This is a genomic window from Jiella marina, assembly GCF_024359545.1.
GTDB lineage: Bacteria > Pseudomonadota > Alphaproteobacteria > Rhizobiales > Rhizobiaceae > Jiella.
Genome location: NZ_JAKQZG010000009.1, coordinates 1 through 16,785, shown reverse-complemented (window position 1 = coordinate 16,785; position 16,785 = coordinate 1). Strand labels below are relative to the sequence as shown.

Here is a 16,785-nt window from a genome sequence, read left to right as displayed (position 1 = left end):
ACAGGTCTAAGGCGCGATCGTCGATTCGCGGAAATATTTCGCTCGGACGACCCTTGTCCCCTTGGGCGTTATCGAAATCTTGTGGCGGCTGCAAGGCGCAAAGGTCGGAGGGACGGCCAGCTCACGGTTTCGGCGGTTCGGCTGGTAAACTTGCGGTGTATGTGCGGAGATTCGGGGTCGGGCTGCGAAATGTGATAGGCGAATAGCGTCTTCTCGCGCGGTATGCCCCTTGTGGCGCTGCCGCGAAACGTCTATGTCGAAAATTCAGCCACCGAATTCGTCAGTTTCAGGAGACAGGCATGGCCCGCGTCACCGTAGAAGATTGCGTCGACAAGGTCGACAACCGGTTCGAACTGGTTCTTCTGGCCAGCCACAGGGCGCGCCAGATCTCTCAAGGCCAGAACATAACCGTCGACCGCGACAACGACAAGAACCCGGTCGTCGCGCTTCGCGAAATCGCCGACGAGACCCTGTCGCCGGGTGATCTCAAGGAAGACCTCATCCATTCGCTGCAGAAGCATGTCGAGGTGGACGAGCCGGAGCCGCGCCCCGACACCGAGCAGCGGGAGGAGAACCAGCGTCTGGTCGAGGACGTCGCTGCCGAGATTCCGGCCGCGACCGAGCCGGCCGCCGAGGATGCCGAGCCCGTCTCCTTCGACCGCATGTCTGAAGAGGATCTGCTCGCCGGCATTGAGGGTCTCGTTCCGCCCGAAAAGACCGACGATTATTAATGGTACGAGCCGGTCGCCTCTTTCGGTTGGCCGGGTATCATCACTATATTGGAGGGGGTGTCGCGGGCATGCGCGATGCCCCCTTTTCTCGTTCCGACAACGCTGGAGCTCTTGACGCAAGCCCATGATGCGGCAGTATGAACTCGTCGAAAAGGTCGCGGCCTACAAGCCCGAGCTCGACGAAGCGCTTCTCAATCGAGCCTATGTCTACGCCATGCAGAAGCATGGCTCGCAGAAGCGCGCCAGCGGCGACCCCTATTTCTCGCACCCGCTCGAAGTCGCTGCGATCCTCACCGAGATGCATCTCGACGAGGCGACGGTGGCCGTCGCGCTCCTGCACGACACGATCGAGGATACGGATGCCACCCGAAAGGAGATCGACCAGCTCTTCGGGCCGAAGATCGGACAGCTCGTCGAGGGCCTGACCAAGCTGAAGCGCCTCGATCTCGTGTCGAAGAAAGCGGCCCAGGCGGAGAATCTGCGAAAGCTCCTGCTGGCGATCGCCGACGACATCCGGGTGCTTCTCGTCAAGCTGGCCGACCGTCTCCACAACATGCGCACGCTCGGTCCGATGGCGCCGGAAAAGCGCGCCCGCATCGCCCAGGAGACGATGGACATCTATGCCCCGCTCGCCGGACGCATGGGCATGCAGGACATGCGTGACGAGCTGGAGGCGCTGGCCTTCCGGCACATTAATCTCGATGCCTATACGACGATCACGGCAAGGCTGGCGGAACTGCGCGAGCGCCATGCCGAGACGATCGCGGCGATCGAACGGGACCTCACCGCCAAGCTCAAGGAAAACGGCATCGCCGCTACCGTCTACGGACGCCAGAAGACCGCCTACTCGGTCTTCTCCAAGATGCAGCGCAAGGCGATCTCGCTGGAGCAGCTCTCGGACATCTTCGGATTTCGGGTCATCGTCGACACCGAGGAGGCCTGCTACCGCACCCTCGGCATCGTTCACCGGACCTGGCCGATGGTGCCGGGGCGGTTCAAGGATTACATCTCGACGCCCAAGCAGAACGACTACCGCTCGCTGCACACGACCATCGTCGGACCCTCCCGCCAGCGCGTGGAGTTGCAGATCCGCACCCGGGAGATGCACGAGGTCGCCGAATACGGCGTCGCGGCCCATGCGCTCTACAAGGATGCCGACGAGGCCGGCCACGTCCATCTGTCGAAGGATTCCAACGCCTATGGCTGGTTGCGCCGGACGATCGAGCTTCTGGCGGCAGGCGACAATCCGGAAGAATTCCTGGAGCACACCAAGCTCGAACTGTTCCAGGACCAGGTGTTCTGCTTCACGCCCAAGGGACAGCTGATCGCGCTGCCGCGCGGGGCGACCCCTATCGACTTCGCCTATGCCGTCCACACCGATGTCGGCGACAATTGCGTCGGCTGCAAGATCGACGGCCGGATCATGCCGGTGGTCACCGAACTCGCCAATGGCGACGAGGTGGAGGTCATCTGCGCCAGGGGCCAGACCCCGCCCCAGGCCTGGGAGAACATCGCCGTCACCGGCAAGGCGCGTTCGGCGATCCGCCGGGCGGCGCGCACCTCGATCCGCAAGCAGTATTCGGGTCTCGGCCAGCAGATCCTCGAGCGTACCTATGCGCGGTCCAACAAGACCTTCTCCCGCGAGGCGCTGAAACCGCTTCTCGGCAAGCTCGGCCATCGCGACGTGGAGGATGCGCTGGCCGCGATCGGGCGAGGGGAGCTCAAGTCGTCCGACGTGCTGCGCGCCGCCTTTCCGGACTATCAGGAAAGCCGGGCCGCCCGCCGGCCCGAAAAGAGCGAAGACGAGGGCTGGTTCAATCTGCGGACCGCTGCCGGCATGATCTTCCGCATGCCGGGGCGCGGCAAGTCGAAGGACCGCAGAAACGGCAAGGCCATTCCCATCCGCGGCGCGGGTGACGACCTGCCGGTGCATTTCGGGCCGGACGGGGCTGTTCCGGGCGACCGCATCGTCGGCATCATCGAGCCGGGCAAGGGGATCATCATCTATCCCATCCAGTCCCCGGCGCTGACGGCCTATGACGACGAGCCGGACCGCTGGATCGATGTGCGCTGGGATATCGACGATGCGCTGCAGGAGCGCTTTCCCGCGCGGATCACCCTGTCGGCGCGCAACGAACCGGGCTCGCTCGCGGAGATCGCCGAGACCATCGCCGTCAACGACGCCAACATCCACAATCTGTCGATGGTCTCCACGGCGCCGGACTTCACCAAGATGGTGATCGAACTCGAGGTCTGGGACATCCAGCATCTCAACCAGACCCTCCGCCAGCTTCGCGCCAAGCCCTGCGTCGCGGATGTTACGCGCGTCAACGGTTGAGCAGCGGACGGAGGCCGGAAACGCCATCGGGCGGATTGAGCCGGAAGGAACGATTCCCTTGACGCTCGCCGCAATTTCGCCGGGTGAAGCACATAGCCGCCTCGCTCGACCGGGTCGGCATCAATCACTTGGCGAATCGAAGGCTGTGAGGGCTTTCTGAGGCCGTGTGTCTCTGATGCGCTTGTTCCGACTGCGGCCTCGGATAAGCTCCCCGTGCAAGAAGCGTCGAGCCCGAAGGCGTCGCTGTTCAGAACCGGAGCAGGTTATTGCGATTTCCTGGTGCGGGAACTTCAAGGTGGTGATGTGCCCTTCTTCGCTGTGGGGCCGGCGTGAGCCGGGTCCTCGCGATCGGCGGGACGAAGCGGGCCGCGTGGCTCGATGATGGAATGGAGAGTTCGACGGCCATGCTGTTTCGACGTCGTGTGCCTGAAAGCTTCTGGTCACGTCTTCGGACGTGGTTGTGGCCGCGCCGGTCCTTCCGGCGCTCCTATCACTATTTTCACAAGCGGGTCCTCAGACTCGATGCGGCGCCGCACGCCATCGCGGCCGGCTTTGCGGCCGGCGTCGTGGCGTCCTTCACCCCCTTCATCGGCTTTCACTTCCTGATCGCCTTTGCCATCGCCTATCTGATCGCTGGCAACATGGCCGCGGCGGCGCTTGGAACGGCGGTCGGCAATCCGCTGACATTCCCGTTCATCTGGGGCGCGACCTTCGAGGTGGGCCATCGGCTTTTGACAGACCCCACCGTCGATGTCGAAGCGCCGGCCAATCTGGAGCGCTCCTTGTCGCCGATGAATCTGGGGGCGATCTGGGAGCCGATCGTCAAGCCGATGTTCGTCGGATCAATCCCGCTCGGCCTCCTGGCCGGCGTGATCTCCTATGCCGTCGTCCGCGTTGCGGCGAAGAGCTTCCAGGCCCACCGGCAGAGACGCATCGCCAACGGAGGCGCCACTCTGGCGGATGCGCCCAAGGCGCTGGTCGGGAGGCTTGCCGGCCACGGCGCGCCGCAGAAGCTCGGCCGAACTGTAGCCCGGTCGTCTGCGGACAAACTTTGATGCATGGTAAGTTGCGACGATGGTTGCGACCCGGTAGAAGGCGCTCGGGCAGCGCTGCTGCGAGATGAACAGTCGAAAAGAGATGAATATGGTCGACCAGGCCGAACGGACGGAAAAGGGCGGCTTCGGCGAGACCATCAAGGTCATCATCCAGGCACTTCTGCTGGCCCTCGTCATCCGGACTTTCCTGTTCCAGCCCTTCTCCATTCCTTCGGGTTCGATGATGCCGACCCTGCTCGTCGGGGACTATCTCTTCGTCTCGAAATGGAGCTACGGCTTCTCCAAATACTCCTTTCCCTTGTCTCCGGACCTGTTCGACGGTCGGATCCTCGCCTCGGATCCGGAACGCGGCGACGTGGTGGTCTTCCGCAAGCCGAATGAGGAGGACACCGACTACATCAAGCGCCTGATCGGGCTTCCGGGCGACCATATCCGCGTGACGAACGGCATCCTTTCGATCAATGGCGAGAACGTGGAGCGCGAGCCGGCAGGCGAATTCGTCGCCGATGACGGGACGCTCGTCCAGCAATATCGCGAGACGCTGCCGAACGGGATCTCCTATACGACCCTCGACCTCAGCCCGAATTCCGCCGGCGACAACACCCGCGAATTCGTCGTGCCCGACGGGCATTACTTCATGATGGGCGACAATCGCGACAATTCGCTCGATAGCCGGTTCGACGTCGGCTACGTGCCGTTCGAGAATTTCGTCGGCAAGGCACGGGTGATCTTCTTCTCGATCAAGGACGACGTCTCGCCGCTCGAATTGTGGAATTGGCCGACCGATCTCAGGCCCAGCCGCATCTTCACATGGCTCGGCTGACGCGCAAGAAGACGCTCGACGACCTTGAGCAAGCCATCGGCGTTCCGATCCGCGATCGCGAGCGCTTCGAGCGGGCGCTGACCCATTCGAGCCTGCAGGGCAATGGCGGAGACGAGCGAAGCTATGAGCGCCTGGAGTTCCTGGGTGATCGCGTGCTTGGGCTCATCGTCGCCGAACGCCTGTTCACCCAGTTTCCCAATGCCGACGAGGGCGAGCTTTCGTTGCGGCTGAACGCTCTGGTGAGCGCCGAAGCCTGCGCCGAGATCGCCGATGAGATCGGTCTGTTCGACTATGTGCGCCAGGGCGCGGATCTCAAGAAGCTTAAAGGCGATCGTACCCGCAACATTCGCGCAGACCTCGTCGAATCGCTGATCGCCGCCATCTATCTTGGCGAAGGCCTCGAAACGGCCCGCGACTTCGTCGAACGCCACTGGGGCGATCGGCTCGACGCCGACGTCGCGGCTCGGCGTGACGCCAAGACCGCGCTGCAGGAATGGGCGCATCAGACCGCGCCGACCCCGCCGCGCTATGAACTGGTGGAGCGGACTGGCCCCGACCATGAGCCGGAGTTCACGATCAGGGTCGTCGTGCCCGACGTGGAGCCGGGAATCGGGCGCGGTCGGTCGAAACGCATTGCAGAACAGGAAGCCGCCGCCGCCGTCTTGAGGCGGGAAGGTGTCTGGAAGGACGAAGCTTGAACGATCAGCCTATGGACCAGGATGGGGAGAAGGCAGCGGGCGAAGCGCCAGGACGGCGTTCCGGCTTCGTCGCCCTGCTCGGCGCGCCGAACGCCGGCAAGTCGACCCTGGTCAACCGTCTGGTCGGCACCAAGGTCACCATCGTCAGCCACAAGGTCCAGACCACGCGGGCGCTGGTGCGTGGCATTGCCATGCATAAGGGCACCCAGATCGTCTTCGTCGACACGCCGGGCGTCTTCAAGCCGAAGCGGCGCCTCGACCGGGCCATGGTCCGCACCGCATGGTCCGGTGCCAAGGATGCCGACATCGTCATGGCCATCGTCGATTCCGAGCGCGGCGTCAGCGAGGATGTCGAGCGCATTCTGGAGCGTCTGAAGGAGACGCGGCAGCGCAAGGTCCTGCTTCTGAACAAGGTGGACCGGATCAAGCGCGACAAGCTGCTCGGCCTCACCAAGGATATCACCGAGCGGGTCGAATTCGACCGGGTGTTCATGATCTCGGCCCTGGAGGGTTCGGGCTGCGCCGACCTGATGGACTGGCTCGCGGCCGAACTTCCCGAAGGTCCGTGGTACTATCCCGAGGATCAGGTCTCAGATCTGCCGCTTCGCCAGCTTTCGGCCGAGATCACCCGGGAAAAGCTCTATCTGAGGCTCCATCAGGAATTGCCTTACGCCTCCCATGTGGAGACGGAGCTCTGGGAAACCCGACCCGACGGGTCGGTGCGCATCGAACAGACGATCTATGTGGAACGCGACAGCCAGAAGCGCATCGTGCTCGGCCACAAGGGCGAGACGATCAAGGCCATCGGTCAGGCCGCCCGCCAGGAGATCATGGAAGCGGCCGACACCAAGGTCCATCTCTTCCTGTTCGTGAAGGTGCGCGAGAACTGGGGCGACGATCCCGAGCGCTACCGAGAAATGGGTCTCGACTTTTCAAGTTGAGGCTCCTGCCGAGGACCGGCCATGGAATGGCGTGAGCAGGCGATCGTTCTGGGCATCCGGCGCCATGGCGAATCCAGCGTCATCGCCGAGGTGATGACCCGTTCGCGCGGGCGGCATCTCGGCATCGTGCGCGGCGGGCGCTCGCGCCGGCAACAGCCGGTGCTCCAACCGGGCAATACGGTCGAGGCCCATTGGCGGGCTCGGTTGCACGAGCATATGGGCACCTTCGTCCTGGAGCCGGTGGTCCAGCGCACGGCATCGCTGATGAACAGCGCGGCTGCGCTGAATGCGGTGCAACTCGCGGGCGCCCATCTGAGGCTTCTCGCCGAGCGCGATCCGCATCCGCGGCTCTTCGACGGGCTGGCCGTGATCCTCGATCATCTCGGCGACGCCGAGACCACCGCCGCGCTCATGCTGCGCTTCGAACTCGCCCTTCTGGAAGAACTCGGCTTCGGTCTGGATCTCGCGCAATGCGCCGCGACCGGCCAGACCCACGATCTCGTCTATGTCTCGCCGCGCACCGGGCGGGCGGTCAGCCGCGAGGCCGGCCAGCCCTGGCACGACAAGCTTCTGCCGCTGCCAGCGTTTCTGGTGGAGGAAGGGCGTCAGGAGGAGATGACGGAGCTTGCCGAAGCCTTCCGGCTGACCGGCTATTTCCTCGGCCGCAACGTCTTCGAACCGCGCGGCCTCAAGGAGCCGGAAGCGCGCAGCGGCTTCCTTGCGGCCTGTATCAGAGCGATGCCTCTTTCCGTCGAGGCTATCGTCTCCGCAGATTAGGAACGGAGGTCCGTTATCGCACTCAAGCAGCCGCCAGCGCCGGACGATCCACGGGTTCTTCGCGGATCGGCCAGTGCACCAGTGCGGCGAACAGGCCGAGGACGACGCCGATCCACCACACCGCGTCGTAGGAACCGGTGCGCACGAACAGGTAGCCGCCGAGCCAGACGCCGAGAAACGAGCCGATCTGGTGGGACAGGAAGACCACGCCGCCGAGGAGGCCGAGATAGCGGGTGCCGAACATGATGGCGACGAGCGCATTGGTCGGTGCGACGGTCGACAGCCAGAGAAGGCCCATGACCACCGAGAAGACGACGACGGTCGCCGGCGTGATCGGCGTCAGCAGGAACGCCGTGACGACGATCGAGCGCGCGATGTAGATCCAGGCGAGGAAATGCGGCTTCGAGGTGCGCTGGCCGATGATCCCCGAGGCGATCGAACCGATGATGTTGAAGAAGCCGATCAGAGCCATGGCGGTCACTGCCCAGACCGGTGCGATGCCGATATCGGCGAGAAAGGCCGGAAAGTGCGCGGTGATGAAGGCGACCTGAAAGCCGCAGACGAAGAAGCCCGAGGTCAGGAGCACATAGCCGCGTGTCGCGAAGGCCTCGCGCAGGGCGGCACCCATCGTCTGATCGATCTCGGCTGCGAGATTCCCGGAATTCCGGCCATTGCCACGAAGCGCCAGCGCCAGAATCGGCACGAGGAGCATGAGGACCGAGAGAATGAGAAGCGAATCCGACCAGCCATAGCTTTCGATCAGAGCCTGGGACAGAGGCGCGAAGACGAACATGCCGGCCGAACCCGCCGCCGTGCCGAGGCCGAAGACGAAGGAGCGCTGCTCGGCCGAAACCCGCCGGGCAAAGGCGGCCAGCACCACGCCGAAGGAGCCGGCGGCAATCGCGAGGCCGACTAGAACACCCGAGCCGACGGTCAAAAAGAAGGGCGAGGGCGCGACTGCCGTCAGAGCAAGGCCGCTGGCATAAAGAAGGCCCGACAGGAGCAGTACCCGGGCCGTGCCGAACTTGTCGGCGATCGCGCCGAAGAGCGGCTGGCCGAAGCCCCAGCACAGGTTCTGAATGGCGATGGCAAGGCCGAAATCGTCTCGGTTCCAGCCATTGTCGGTGAGCATCGGGATCTGGAAGAAGCCCATCGCCGAGCGCGGACCGAAAGTCAGGAGCGTGATGACACAACCGGCGAGTATTGCGAGCGTGACACCCTCGGCCGGTGTCCTTTCGGCTGTCTTGACCATCTTCCCTCGGCCTCTCGACATGGCGGTTGTCATCGTTCATAGCCGCAAGCGGTCCGCGGCAAAATCGCTTTCTCGTCATGACACCCATCAGCGAATGCGATGGTGCAGCCGCGATCGATGGGCAGCGAAGCGGTGACCTTTCCCGGGACGGCTCGAGCCGCTAGAAGGCTCTTCCGCAAGGAGGCGGACGGAAAGCCGTGCAGACATTCGAACATATCCCGAGCCTTAGGGCGGCGCTGAAGGAGCGCCGGCAGGCCGGCGAGACGATCGGCGTCGTGCCGACCATGGGCTATCTCCATGACGGACATCTGGAACTGGTGCGCCGCGCCAAGGCCGAGACCGATTGCGTGGTCGTGACGATCTTCGTCAATCCCACCCAGTTCGCGCCCAACGAGGATTTCGCATCCTATCCCCGCGACGCCGAACGCGATCTTCAGCTCCTGGCCGGTCTCGACGTCGACTATGTCTTCGCGCCGCCGGTCGAAGAGATCTACCCCGAGCCGCTTCAGACCACCGTCTCGCTGAAGCCACTCGGCGACATCCTGATCGGTGCAGTCCGGCCGGGCCATTTCTCGGGCGTCGCGACGGTCGTCGCCAAGCTGTTCAACATCGTCGGGCCGGACCGCGCCTATTTCGGCGAGAAGGATTTTCAGCAGCTCGCGGTGATCCGGAAGATGGTCGCGGACCTGAACTTTCCGATCGAGATCGTCGGCGTTCCCACGGTGCGCGAACCGGACGGGCTGGCCATGTCCTCGCGCAATGTCCGGCTTTCGGCGGAGGACCGGAAGGCCGCCCGGGTTCTTTCGGCCGCGCTCGAAGCGGGCGCCCGGCGAATCGGGAGCGGTGAGCGCGAGGTCGAACCGGTCCTTGCCGAAATGCGAAGCCTTATCGCCGGCGAGGCCGCGGTCCGGCTTCGTTCGCTGGATATCCGCGACGCGCACGATCTCGGCGAGGTGCAGTCGATCGACCGGCCGGTGGTGATCCTCGTCACCGCCCAGGCCGGTTCGGTTCTGCTGATCGATCAACGCGAGGCCATGCCGCTATTGCCGAGCGCGCAAGGCCGGACCATCTTGGCCCCATGAGTATGCAGAAGCCTGTCAAGCGGCGCACCGCGCCGGAAATTCTTGCCCGCAAGGGCGCAACGCCGATCGTCTCGACGACTGCCTACAGCGCGATCACCGCCAGGCTTGTCGATCCGATCGTCGATTTCATGCTGGTCGGCGACAGCCTCGCCATGGTCGAGCATGGCATGGCCTCGACCTTGGGCGTCGGGCTCGACCTGATGGTCGCCCATGGCCGGGCCGTGGTCTCTGCCACGGTCTCGTCGCTCGTGGTGGTGGACATGCCCTTCGGCAGCTACGAGGCCTCGCCCGAAGAGGCGTTCCGATCCGCCTCGCGGCTGATGGCGGAAACCGGCTGCGGTGCGGTGAAGCTCGAAGGCGGTGTGCACATGGCCGAAACGATCGCTTTTCTTGTGAGTCGCGGCATTCCCGTCATGGCCCATGTTGGCTTGACGCCCCAGGCGGTGAACGCGCTGGGCGGCTTTCGCAGCCAGGGTCATGACGAGGCGACGCGCGAGAAGATCCTCGGCGATGCCGTCGCGATCTCAGAGGCCGGCGCCTTCGCGGTCGTGGTCGAAGGCGTGGTCGAGCCTCTTGCCGACGAAATCACCCGCACGATCCCCATCCCGACCATCGGCATCGGTGCCTCGGCTGCGTGCGACGGTCAGGTCCTGGTTCTGGAGGACATGCTCGGGCTCACCGAGCGCGTCCCCCGTTTCGTCAAGCGCTATGCCGCCCTCGGCGACGCGATCACGGAAGCGGTTCAGACCTATGCGGACGAGGTTCGCGAGCGGCGCTTTCCCTCGACCGATCATGTCTACAAGGCGAGGGGCTGAGGCGGCGATATAGAGCTTGGCCAGTCAGGTCTGGACCTGACTGGCTGGCAACATCGCGAGGCGCTTGGATCAGTCGGCGGGAACGATCGCGGCCATGGTCGAGCCGCCTGCGATGCGCAGACGGTCTTGTGGATCTTTATCAGCTCGCCTCTCCCCGGGGCGCTCAATCCACCTTGCGGACCGCGCCGTAAGCGGCGCTTGTCGTCATGGCGGCATAGGCCCTGAGCGCCTTCGTCACCTTGCGCTTGCGCGGCTCGGCCGGCTTCCAGGCCTCGCTCCCGCGCGCTTCCATCTTCGTCCGGCGCTCGGCCAGGATCGCGTCTTCGACAGCAAGGTGGATGCGGCGATTCGGGATGTCGATCTCGATCGTATCGCCTTCCTCGACGAGTCCGATCAGCCCGCCCTCGGCAGCTTCCGGCGAGACGTGACCGATGGAAAGCCCCGACGAGCCGCCAGAAAAACGCCCGTCGGTAACGAGAGCGCACGCCTTTCCAAGACCCTTCGATTTCAGATAGCTCGTCGGATAGAGCATTTCCTGCATGCCGGGCCCGCCGCGCGGGCCCTCATAGCGGATGAGGACGATGTCGCCGGGGCTGACCTCGTTGCTCAGAATGCTTTTGACGGCGGCATCCTGGCTTTCGAAGATGCGGGCGGGGCCGGAGAAGACGAGGATGGAATCGTCGACGCCGGCGGTCTTCACGATGCAGCCATCCTCGGCGAGATTGCCGTAGAGCACCGCAAGCCCGCCATCCTTGGAAAAAGCATGTTCGGCGGAGCGGATGACACCCCCTTCGCGGTCGGTGTCGAGGCTGTCGAAGCGGCGCTCCTGGCTGAAAGCGGTCTGCGTCGGCACGCCGCCGGGGGCCGCGCGATAGAAGTCGTAGACGGTGCGGCTTTCGGTGCGCTTGACGTCCCAGCGTTCCAGCGCGTCGTACAAGGAGGGTGCGTGGATCATCGGCGTATCGGTGGCCAGCAGCCCCGCCCGGTCGAGTTCGCCCAGGATGCCGAAGATGCCGCCGGCATGGTGGACGTCCTCCATATGGACATTGGCGATGGCGGGGGCGACCTTGCACAGGACCGGCACACGGCGGGAAAGCCGGTCGATGTCGGCCATGGTGAAGTCCATCTCGGCCTCCTGCGCGGCGGCGAGGAGGTGCAGAACGGTGTTGGTCGAGCCGCCCATGGCGATGTCGAGGGTCATGGCGTTCTCGAAGGCCGAGAAACTGGCAATCGCGCGGGGCAGGACGCTTTCGTCCTCCTGTTCGTAATAGCGCCGGGCGAGATCGACGATCAGATGACCGGCCTCGACAAAGAGGCGGCGGCGGTCGGCGTGGGTGGCGAGCGTCGAGCCGTTGCCGGGCAAGGCGAGGCCGAGAGCTTCCGTCAGGCAGTTCATCGAATTGGCGGTGAACATGCCGGAGCAGGAGCCACAGGTCGGGCAGGCGGACCGTTCGATCGTCTGCACATCCTCGTCGGAAATCCTGTCGTCGGCGGCGGCGACCATGGCGTCGACGAGGTCGAGCTTCGTCTCGCGCTGATCCGGCCAGACGACCTTGCCGGCCTCCATCGGCCCGCCCGAGACGAAGACCACCGGGATGTTGAGGCGCAGCGCCGCCATCAGCATGCCGGGGGTGATCTTGTCGCAATTGGAGATGCAGACCATGGCGTCGGCGCAATGGGCGTTGACCATGTACTCGACCGAGTCGGCGATGATTTCGCGCGACGGCAGCGAGTAGAGCATGCCGTCATGGCCCATGGCGATGCCGTCATCGACCGCGATGGTGTTGAATTCCTTGGCGACGCCGCCGGCCGCCTCGATCTCGCGGGCGACGAGCTGGCCGAGATCCTTCAGATGGACGTGTCCCGGCACGAACTGGGTGAAGGAGTTGACGACGGCGATGATCGGCTTGCCGAAATCGCCGTCCTTCATTCCGGTCGCCCGCCACAGGCCGCGGGCGCCGGCCATGTTGCGGCCATGGGTCGTGGTGCGGGAGCGGTAAGCGGGCATGGGCGCGTCCTTCGAATTTTCGGTCATTCATGCATCCGGTACCGTACCGTACGGTACAGCGTCAATGGCCTCGCCACTCAGCGCCCGGAGCGCCGGGGCGACAGCGCTCAGGAGTCATGATGAAAACCTCTTCAGCAAGACCATACCACCGTCATCCGGTGCCTGCGTTCAGATCGTCCGCTGGTTCACCCGCTTCGACAGCTCCTCGGCGCTTTCGACGCGCTCGGAATAGCGGTCGGTGAGGGCGCTGGAACGGCCGCGGGTCATGTAGGTGAACTTGACGAGTTCCTCGCAGACATCGACGACGCGGTTGTAGTAGGCCGACGGCTTCATCCGGCCGGCCTCGTCGAACTCGTTGAAGGCCTTGGCGACCGAGGACTGGTTGGGGATCGTCACCATCCGCATCCAGCGGCCGAGGACGCGCAGCTGGTTCACCGCATTGAAGCTCTGGGACCCGCCGGAGACCTCCATCACCGCCAGGGTCTTGCCCTGGGTCGGGCGCACGGCGCCAACCGCCAGGGGGATCCAGTCGATCTGGGCCTTCATGATGCCGGTCATCGCGCCGTGGCGCTCCGGGCTCACCCAGACCATGCCTTCGGCCCAGTTCGCCAGATCACGCAACTCCTTGACCTTCGGGTGATCCGGTTCGGCGGCGTCGGGCAGGGGCAGGCCATGCGGGTCGAAGGTCTTCACCTCGCAGCCGAACCAGGTGAGAAGACGGCCGGCCTCTTCGGACAAGAGCCGCGAATAGGAGCGCTCGCGCAGAGAGCCGTAAAGCGTCAGGACACGCGGCGGATGCAGCGGATCGTCCGGCGCGGCGTAAAGCGAGGCGTCGATGGGGCGCAGCGCGCCTTCGACGATATTCGGCAAGGAAAGCGCCTCGGCGCCGGAAGGGGCGCCGTGCGAGGGCATGTCGTCATTCATATTGAGGCAATCAGTTCGGCTCGGTTCGCGGCGAAACCGTTTCGCCGTCTTCCTTGGTGAAGGCGCCGATCTCCGGGTTCGGCAGGATATCCAGCACCGTTTCGGAGGGCCGGCAGAGCTTCACGCCCTTGTCGGTGACGACGATCGGCCGGTTGATGAGGATCGGGTGCTCCATCATCGCCTGCAGCAGTTCTTCGTCGGAGAGCATGGGATCGTCGAGGCCGAGTTCGTGATAGGGCGTCCCCTTGATGCGCAGGATGTCGCGCGGCTGCATCTCCATCATGTCGAGAAGCTCGATCAGCGTCTCGCGGCTCGGCGGCGTCTTCAGATATTCGACCACTTCCAGTTCCACGCCGGACTGGCGGATCATCGCCAGCGTGTTGCGGGAAGTGCCGCATTGCGGGTTGTGATAGATGGTCACGCTCATCGGCAATCTCACTCTGCCTGTGAAAGGGAGGGTCTCGACGTTTATTCCGCCGGCGCCCGGAGCGCGCCGCGGATGGTCAGGGGCGTTCCCGGATTGAGCAACCAGCCGAACAGGAGAACGGCAAGGACGGAGCCGAGACATTCCGCAATCACGAAGGCGGGAACGTCAAGGGGCCTGATGCCGGAAAACGTGTCGGTGAAGGCGCGGGCGATCGCCACCGCCGGATTGGCGAAGGAGGTCGAGGCCGTGAACCAGTAGGCGGCGGTGATATAGAGCCCGACCAGCCAGGGGATGGCGTGGGGCGCAAAGCGCAAGCCCCCCAGGATCGCGGCGAGAAGACCGAAGGTGGCAACGATCTCCGCCCACCATTGCGCCGGGCCGGTGCGGGCATGCGCCGAGAAATCCAGCGGCGCCAGTTCGAACATGAGATGTGCGGCGACGGTGCCAAGAAGGCCGCCGAGGATCTGCGCGAGGACGTAGAAGGCCGCGGAGCGCGTGCCGAGCGCGCCGCGCAGGAACATGGCGAGGGTGACAGCCGGGTTGAAATGCGCCCCCGAGATCGGCCCAAGAATGGTGATCAGCACGACGAGGATCGCGCCCGTCGGCAGCGTGTTGCCAAGAAGCGCGAGCGCCGTGTCCCCGGTCAGGCGTTCGGCCATGATGCCGGAGCCGACGACGGTCGCCACCAGCAACCCCGTGCCGAGACCCTCGGCGACGAGGCGACGGGGAAGATCGAATTCGGGCTCGCTGCTCACGCGGTCTCCTGTCTGGGCTGGGCCTCTCCCGCGCCGATGGCTTCGAGCCGCCGTTTCAGGCCGATCCGGTCGAGACTCGCGATCGGCAGGCTCGCGAAGATCGAGATGCGATTGTTCATCTGCCGGTAGGTCTCCGCGAAGGCGAAGGATTTTTCGCCCGGCGTGCCTTCCACCTTCGCAGGGTCGGGAACGCCCCAATGGGCGCTCATCGGCTGGCCGGGCCAGACCGGGCAGGCCTCGCCGGCGGCGTCGTCGCAGACGGTGAAGACGAAATCGAGCTCCGGCGCGCCGTCCTGCCCCTCGGCGAACTCCTCCCAGGATTTCGAGCGCAGGCTGTCGGTCGGATAGTTCAGCCGCTTGAGCAGGTCGATCGCCAGCGGATGCACTTCGCCGCGCGGGTGGCTGCCGGCCGAAAAGGCGCGAAAGCGCTGGCCGAAATCGCGATTCATGATGCTTTCGGCAATGATCGAACGCGCCGAATTGCCGGTGCACAGAAACAGAACGTTGTAAGGCTCACCCATCGTCGCTTCCTCCCAAGAACGAACCTCGATCGGCCGGCTCTTCGACCGTCTCGCCGCATTCTGACCCCGTCTCGCCACAGCCTTGCGACAGCGGCGCCCCGACGCCGCAGATCTCGGGATGCCCGGCGCAGCAATCCTCCGAGAGGAAGGCCAGCAGGCTGCGCATCGCCTCGAAGCGCACGGCGTAGCGGACCTGCCGCCCCTCCCGCCAGGAATGGGCAAGCCCCGACCGGTCGAGCCCCGCCAGATGAAAACTCATCCGCGTCGGCGCGATCGCCAGCCGCTCGGCGATCTCCCCCGACGGCAGACCGCTGGGCCCGGCCTGCACGAGCAGACGGAACGCCCGTAGCCGGTCGGCATGGGCAAGAGCGGTGAGGGCAGTGACGGCAGTGACGGCAGTCTGATCATCCATGCATGCGATTATACAAGGATTGTTGGAGAAAGGAAGCGGGGGTTTTTATCGCAAAGAGCGAACTCGCGTTATTTGACGCCTGACGCTCGACGGCTATGCGCCGATGATGGTCATTCAGGCCCGAAACGAAAAAACCTGGAAGCGGACATTCGATTGACGCGCCTCGCTTAGCCCCCTGAAGCTGCTAACTAGGCAGTTTAAAGACAAGGGGTCCCAAACGCTGCATTGGTTACTGATCATCGGCCAACTCAAGACCATCCTGGCGGAATAGGGCGCCGGTCTAAAGTTGCTTAGGCCGCTGACATGCTCGACACCTGACGGACGGCGGAGGTGAATGATGAAAGGATATCCACCTGGGTCGATCTGGCCTGCCGGGGACACAAAATCTGAGCAGATCCGGGAGGTCTACTCGCGCTACGGCCTAGCCATGTATCAGGCGCAGGTACTCGAGCATGGGATGGTCAACGCTGTCATCTTCGCTCGGATGCTGCCGACCATGCGCGAACACAAGGACAGATCAGCTTGGGAGGAGGCTTTCGACCGCGCCTACGATATCGAGCTCGCGAAGACCTTCGGCAACATGCTACGCGCGCTGGAGCCGCTCGGGCTGCACCCCGATCTGCTGGGCCGCCTCCGTACCGCCAAGGTCGAGCGCGACCGCCTGGCGCACAGCTTCTTCCGCGAGCACGACGAGGACTTTCTGAACCGGTCCGGCCGTACACGCATGATTGTCGAGTGCGAGGATGCGATCGAGCGGTTCAGCGCGATCGACACCGAACTCGAAGAGGCGATGCGCCCGCAGCGCGAGAAGTACGGCATTACAGAGGAGTGGGTGGATCGTCAGTTGGCGGCCGCGCTTGAGCACGCGAGGGCGAAGGATTGATTTGCGCAGATGCGGAGCTGGCATAGAGGGTTGCGATGGCTTTCGGCAGATATATTCCGCTTCGACCTAGAAGCATTGCCATCAATGAATTCAACGACCGCCAAACCGAGATAAATGAACACTTTTGGTCATTCGTTGTGATGACAGAAAACGCGCGATATCTCGCTCGGCAGGCAAAAAAATCAAATAAGGGAGCTTCAACAGCCACACTTTTCCATGCCAGCGGCGCCGATGTATCTAGAATTCCACAAACTGTTGATCAGTGGCTGAAAGCGAATGATGCGCTAAGAAATTGGCTGCGCCTATCAGCTCTGGTCTCAGCAGTGGCATTCCACGAAGCGTA

General features: G+C 64.1%; 18 protein-coding genes. 11 read left to right on the top strand and 7 right to left on the bottom strand.

Annotated features, from left to right (window positions below; genetic code table 11):
• Positions 1-299: 299 nt before the first annotated feature.
• From rpoZ to recO, 7 genes are all read left to right on the top strand, one after another.
• Positions 300-731 (top strand): DNA-directed RNA polymerase subunit omega, encoded by a 432-nt coding sequence (rpoZ, locus tag MF134_RS15415; RefSeq protein WP_255340364.1) that lies wholly within the window; start codon positions 300-302, stop codon positions 729-731.
• 124 nt (positions 732-855) lie between these two features.
• Positions 856-3,069 (top strand): RelA/SpoT family protein, encoded by a 2,214-nt coding sequence (locus MF134_RS15410; RefSeq protein WP_255340363.1) that lies wholly within the window; start codon positions 856-858, stop codon positions 3,067-3,069.
• A gap of 404 nt (positions 3,070-3,473) precedes the next feature.
• A complete protein-coding gene (locus tag MF134_RS15405; RefSeq protein ID WP_255340533.1) occupies positions 3,474-4,124 on the top strand; it encodes a DUF2062 domain-containing protein in 651 nt (216 codons plus the stop codon).
• A gap of 88 nt (positions 4,125-4,212) precedes the next feature.
• Positions 4,213-4,947, top strand: coding sequence for a signal peptidase I (lepB, locus tag MF134_RS15400; RefSeq protein WP_255340362.1), 735 nt, complete (start codon positions 4,213-4,215; stop codon positions 4,945-4,947).
• Complete coding sequence (rnc, locus tag MF134_RS15395; RefSeq protein ID WP_255340361.1) at positions 4,935-5,645, top strand: ribonuclease III; 711 nt, start codon at positions 4,935-4,937, stop codon at positions 5,643-5,645. The genes lepB and rnc overlap by 13 nt, the downstream gene beginning before the upstream one ends.
• A gap of 11 nt (positions 5,646-5,656) precedes the next feature.
• Positions 5,657-6,586, top strand: a complete 930-nt coding sequence (gene era, locus MF134_RS15390; protein WP_255340532.1) for a GTPase Era — start codon at positions 5,657-5,659, stop codon at positions 6,584-6,586.
• Positions 6,587-6,607: 21 nt separating this feature from the next.
• The gene (gene recO / locus MF134_RS15385) at positions 6,608-7,363 is read left to right on the top strand and encodes a DNA repair protein RecO (RefSeq protein ID WP_255340360.1); all 756 of its coding nucleotides are present in this window, start codon (positions 6,608-6,610) and stop codon (positions 7,361-7,363) included.
• Between the two features lie 22 nt (positions 7,364-7,385).
• On the opposite strand, the gene MF134_RS15380 is transcribed toward recO, so the two are convergent.
• A complete protein-coding gene (locus tag MF134_RS15380; RefSeq protein ID WP_255340359.1) occupies positions 7,386-8,615 on the bottom strand; it encodes an MFS transporter in 1,230 nt (409 codons plus the stop codon).
• 197 nt (positions 8,616-8,812) lie between these two features.
• On the opposite strand from MF134_RS15380, the gene panC reads away from it, so the two are divergent.
• Positions 8,813-9,697 (top strand): pantoate--beta-alanine ligase, encoded by an 885-nt coding sequence (gene panC / locus MF134_RS15375; RefSeq protein WP_255340358.1) that lies wholly within the window; start codon positions 8,813-8,815, stop codon positions 9,695-9,697.
• Positions 9,694-10,512 (top strand): 3-methyl-2-oxobutanoate hydroxymethyltransferase, encoded by an 819-nt coding sequence (gene panB / locus MF134_RS15370; RefSeq protein WP_255340357.1) that lies wholly within the window; start codon positions 9,694-9,696, stop codon positions 10,510-10,512. The genes panC and panB overlap by 4 nt, the downstream gene beginning before the upstream one ends.
• A gap of 163 nt (positions 10,513-10,675) precedes the next feature.
• Here the strand turns inward: panB and ilvD are convergent, their stop codons facing one another.
• The 6 genes from ilvD to MF134_RS15340 form a co-directional block, all read right to left on the bottom strand.
• Entirely contained in the window at positions 10,676-12,520 is a 1,845-nt protein-coding gene (gene ilvD, locus MF134_RS15365; RefSeq protein WP_255340531.1) for a dihydroxy-acid dehydratase, read from the bottom strand.
• 168 nt (positions 12,521-12,688) lie between these two features.
• On the bottom strand, positions 12,689-13,432 hold the full coding sequence (gene arsH, locus MF134_RS15360) for an arsenical resistance protein ArsH (protein WP_255340356.1): 744 nt from the start codon (positions 13,430-13,432) through the stop codon (positions 12,689-12,691).
• A gap of 22 nt (positions 13,433-13,454) precedes the next feature.
• Positions 13,455-13,871, bottom strand: a complete 417-nt coding sequence (arsC, locus tag MF134_RS15355) for an arsenate reductase (glutaredoxin) (RefSeq protein ID WP_255340354.1) — start codon at positions 13,869-13,871, stop codon at positions 13,455-13,457.
• Between the two features lie 41 nt (positions 13,872-13,912).
• The gene (locus tag MF134_RS15350; RefSeq protein WP_255340353.1) at positions 13,913-14,626 is read right to left on the bottom strand and encodes an MIP/aquaporin family protein; all 714 of its coding nucleotides are present in this window, start codon (positions 14,624-14,626) and stop codon (positions 13,913-13,915) included.
• A complete protein-coding gene (locus MF134_RS15345; protein WP_255340352.1) occupies positions 14,623-15,147 on the bottom strand; it encodes an arsenate reductase ArsC in 525 nt (174 codons plus the stop codon). Before MF134_RS15345 ends, MF134_RS15350 begins: the two co-directional genes overlap by 4 nt.
• The gene (locus MF134_RS15340; RefSeq protein ID WP_255340351.1) at positions 15,140-15,559 is read right to left on the bottom strand and encodes an ArsR/SmtB family transcription factor; all 420 of its coding nucleotides are present in this window, start codon (positions 15,557-15,559) and stop codon (positions 15,140-15,142) included. The genes MF134_RS15345 and MF134_RS15340 overlap by 8 nt, the downstream gene beginning before the upstream one ends.
• A 337-nt stretch (positions 15,560-15,896) precedes the next feature.
• On the opposite strand from MF134_RS15340, the gene MF134_RS15335 reads away from it, so the two are divergent.
• Both MF134_RS15335 and MF134_RS15330 read left to right on the top strand, forming a co-directional pair.
• Positions 15,897-16,442 (top strand): hypothetical protein, encoded by a 546-nt coding sequence (locus tag MF134_RS15335; RefSeq protein ID WP_255340350.1) that lies wholly within the window; start codon positions 15,897-15,899, stop codon positions 16,440-16,442.
• Positions 16,443-16,477: 35 nt separating this feature from the next.
• The coding region (locus MF134_RS15330) for a hypothetical protein (protein WP_255340349.1) at positions 16,478-16,785 on the top strand (308 nt) is incomplete at its 3' end.

Coding starts and splice junctions, on each gene's coding strand:
- rpoZ (WP_255340364.1), top strand. CDS start 300: ATGGCCCGCGTCACCGTAGAAGATTGCGTCGACAAGGTCGACAACCGG.
- MF134_RS15410 (WP_255340363.1), top strand. CDS start 856: ATGATGCGGCAGTATGAACTCGTCGAAAAGGTCGCGGCCTACAAGCCC.
- MF134_RS15405 (WP_255340533.1), top strand. CDS start 3,474: ATGCTGTTTCGACGTCGTGTGCCTGAAAGCTTCTGGTCACGTCTTCGG.
- lepB (WP_255340362.1), top strand. CDS start 4,213: ATGGTCGACCAGGCCGAACGGACGGAAAAGGGCGGCTTCGGCGAGACC.
- rnc (WP_255340361.1), top strand. CDS start 4,935: ATGGCTCGGCTGACGCGCAAGAAGACGCTCGACGACCTTGAGCAAGCC.
- era (WP_255340532.1), top strand. CDS start 5,657: ATGGACCAGGATGGGGAGAAGGCAGCGGGCGAAGCGCCAGGACGGCGT.
- recO (WP_255340360.1), top strand. CDS start 6,608: ATGGAATGGCGTGAGCAGGCGATCGTTCTGGGCATCCGGCGCCATGGC.
- MF134_RS15380 (WP_255340359.1), bottom strand. CDS start 8,615: ATGGTCAAGACAGCCGAAAGGACACCGGCCGAGGGTGTCACGCTCGCA.
- panB (WP_255340357.1), top strand. CDS start 9,694: ATGAGTATGCAGAAGCCTGTCAAGCGGCGCACCGCGCCGGAAATTCTT.
- ilvD (WP_255340531.1), bottom strand. CDS start 12,520: ATGCCCGCTTACCGCTCCCGCACCACGACCCATGGCCGCAACATGGCC.
- arsH (WP_255340356.1), bottom strand. CDS start 13,432: ATGCCCTCGCACGGCGCCCCTTCCGGCGCCGAGGCGCTTTCCTTGCCG.
- arsC (WP_255340354.1), bottom strand. CDS start 13,871: ATGAGCGTGACCATCTATCACAACCCGCAATGCGGCACTTCCCGCAAC.
- MF134_RS15345 (WP_255340352.1), bottom strand. CDS start 15,147: ATGGGTGAGCCTTACAACGTTCTGTTTCTGTGCACCGGCAATTCGGCG.
- MF134_RS15340 (WP_255340351.1), bottom strand. CDS start 15,559: ATGGATGATCAGACTGCCGTCACTGCCGTCACTGCCCTCACCGCTCTT.
- MF134_RS15335 (WP_255340350.1), top strand. CDS start 15,897: ATGAAAGGATATCCACCTGGGTCGATCTGGCCTGCCGGGGACACAAAA.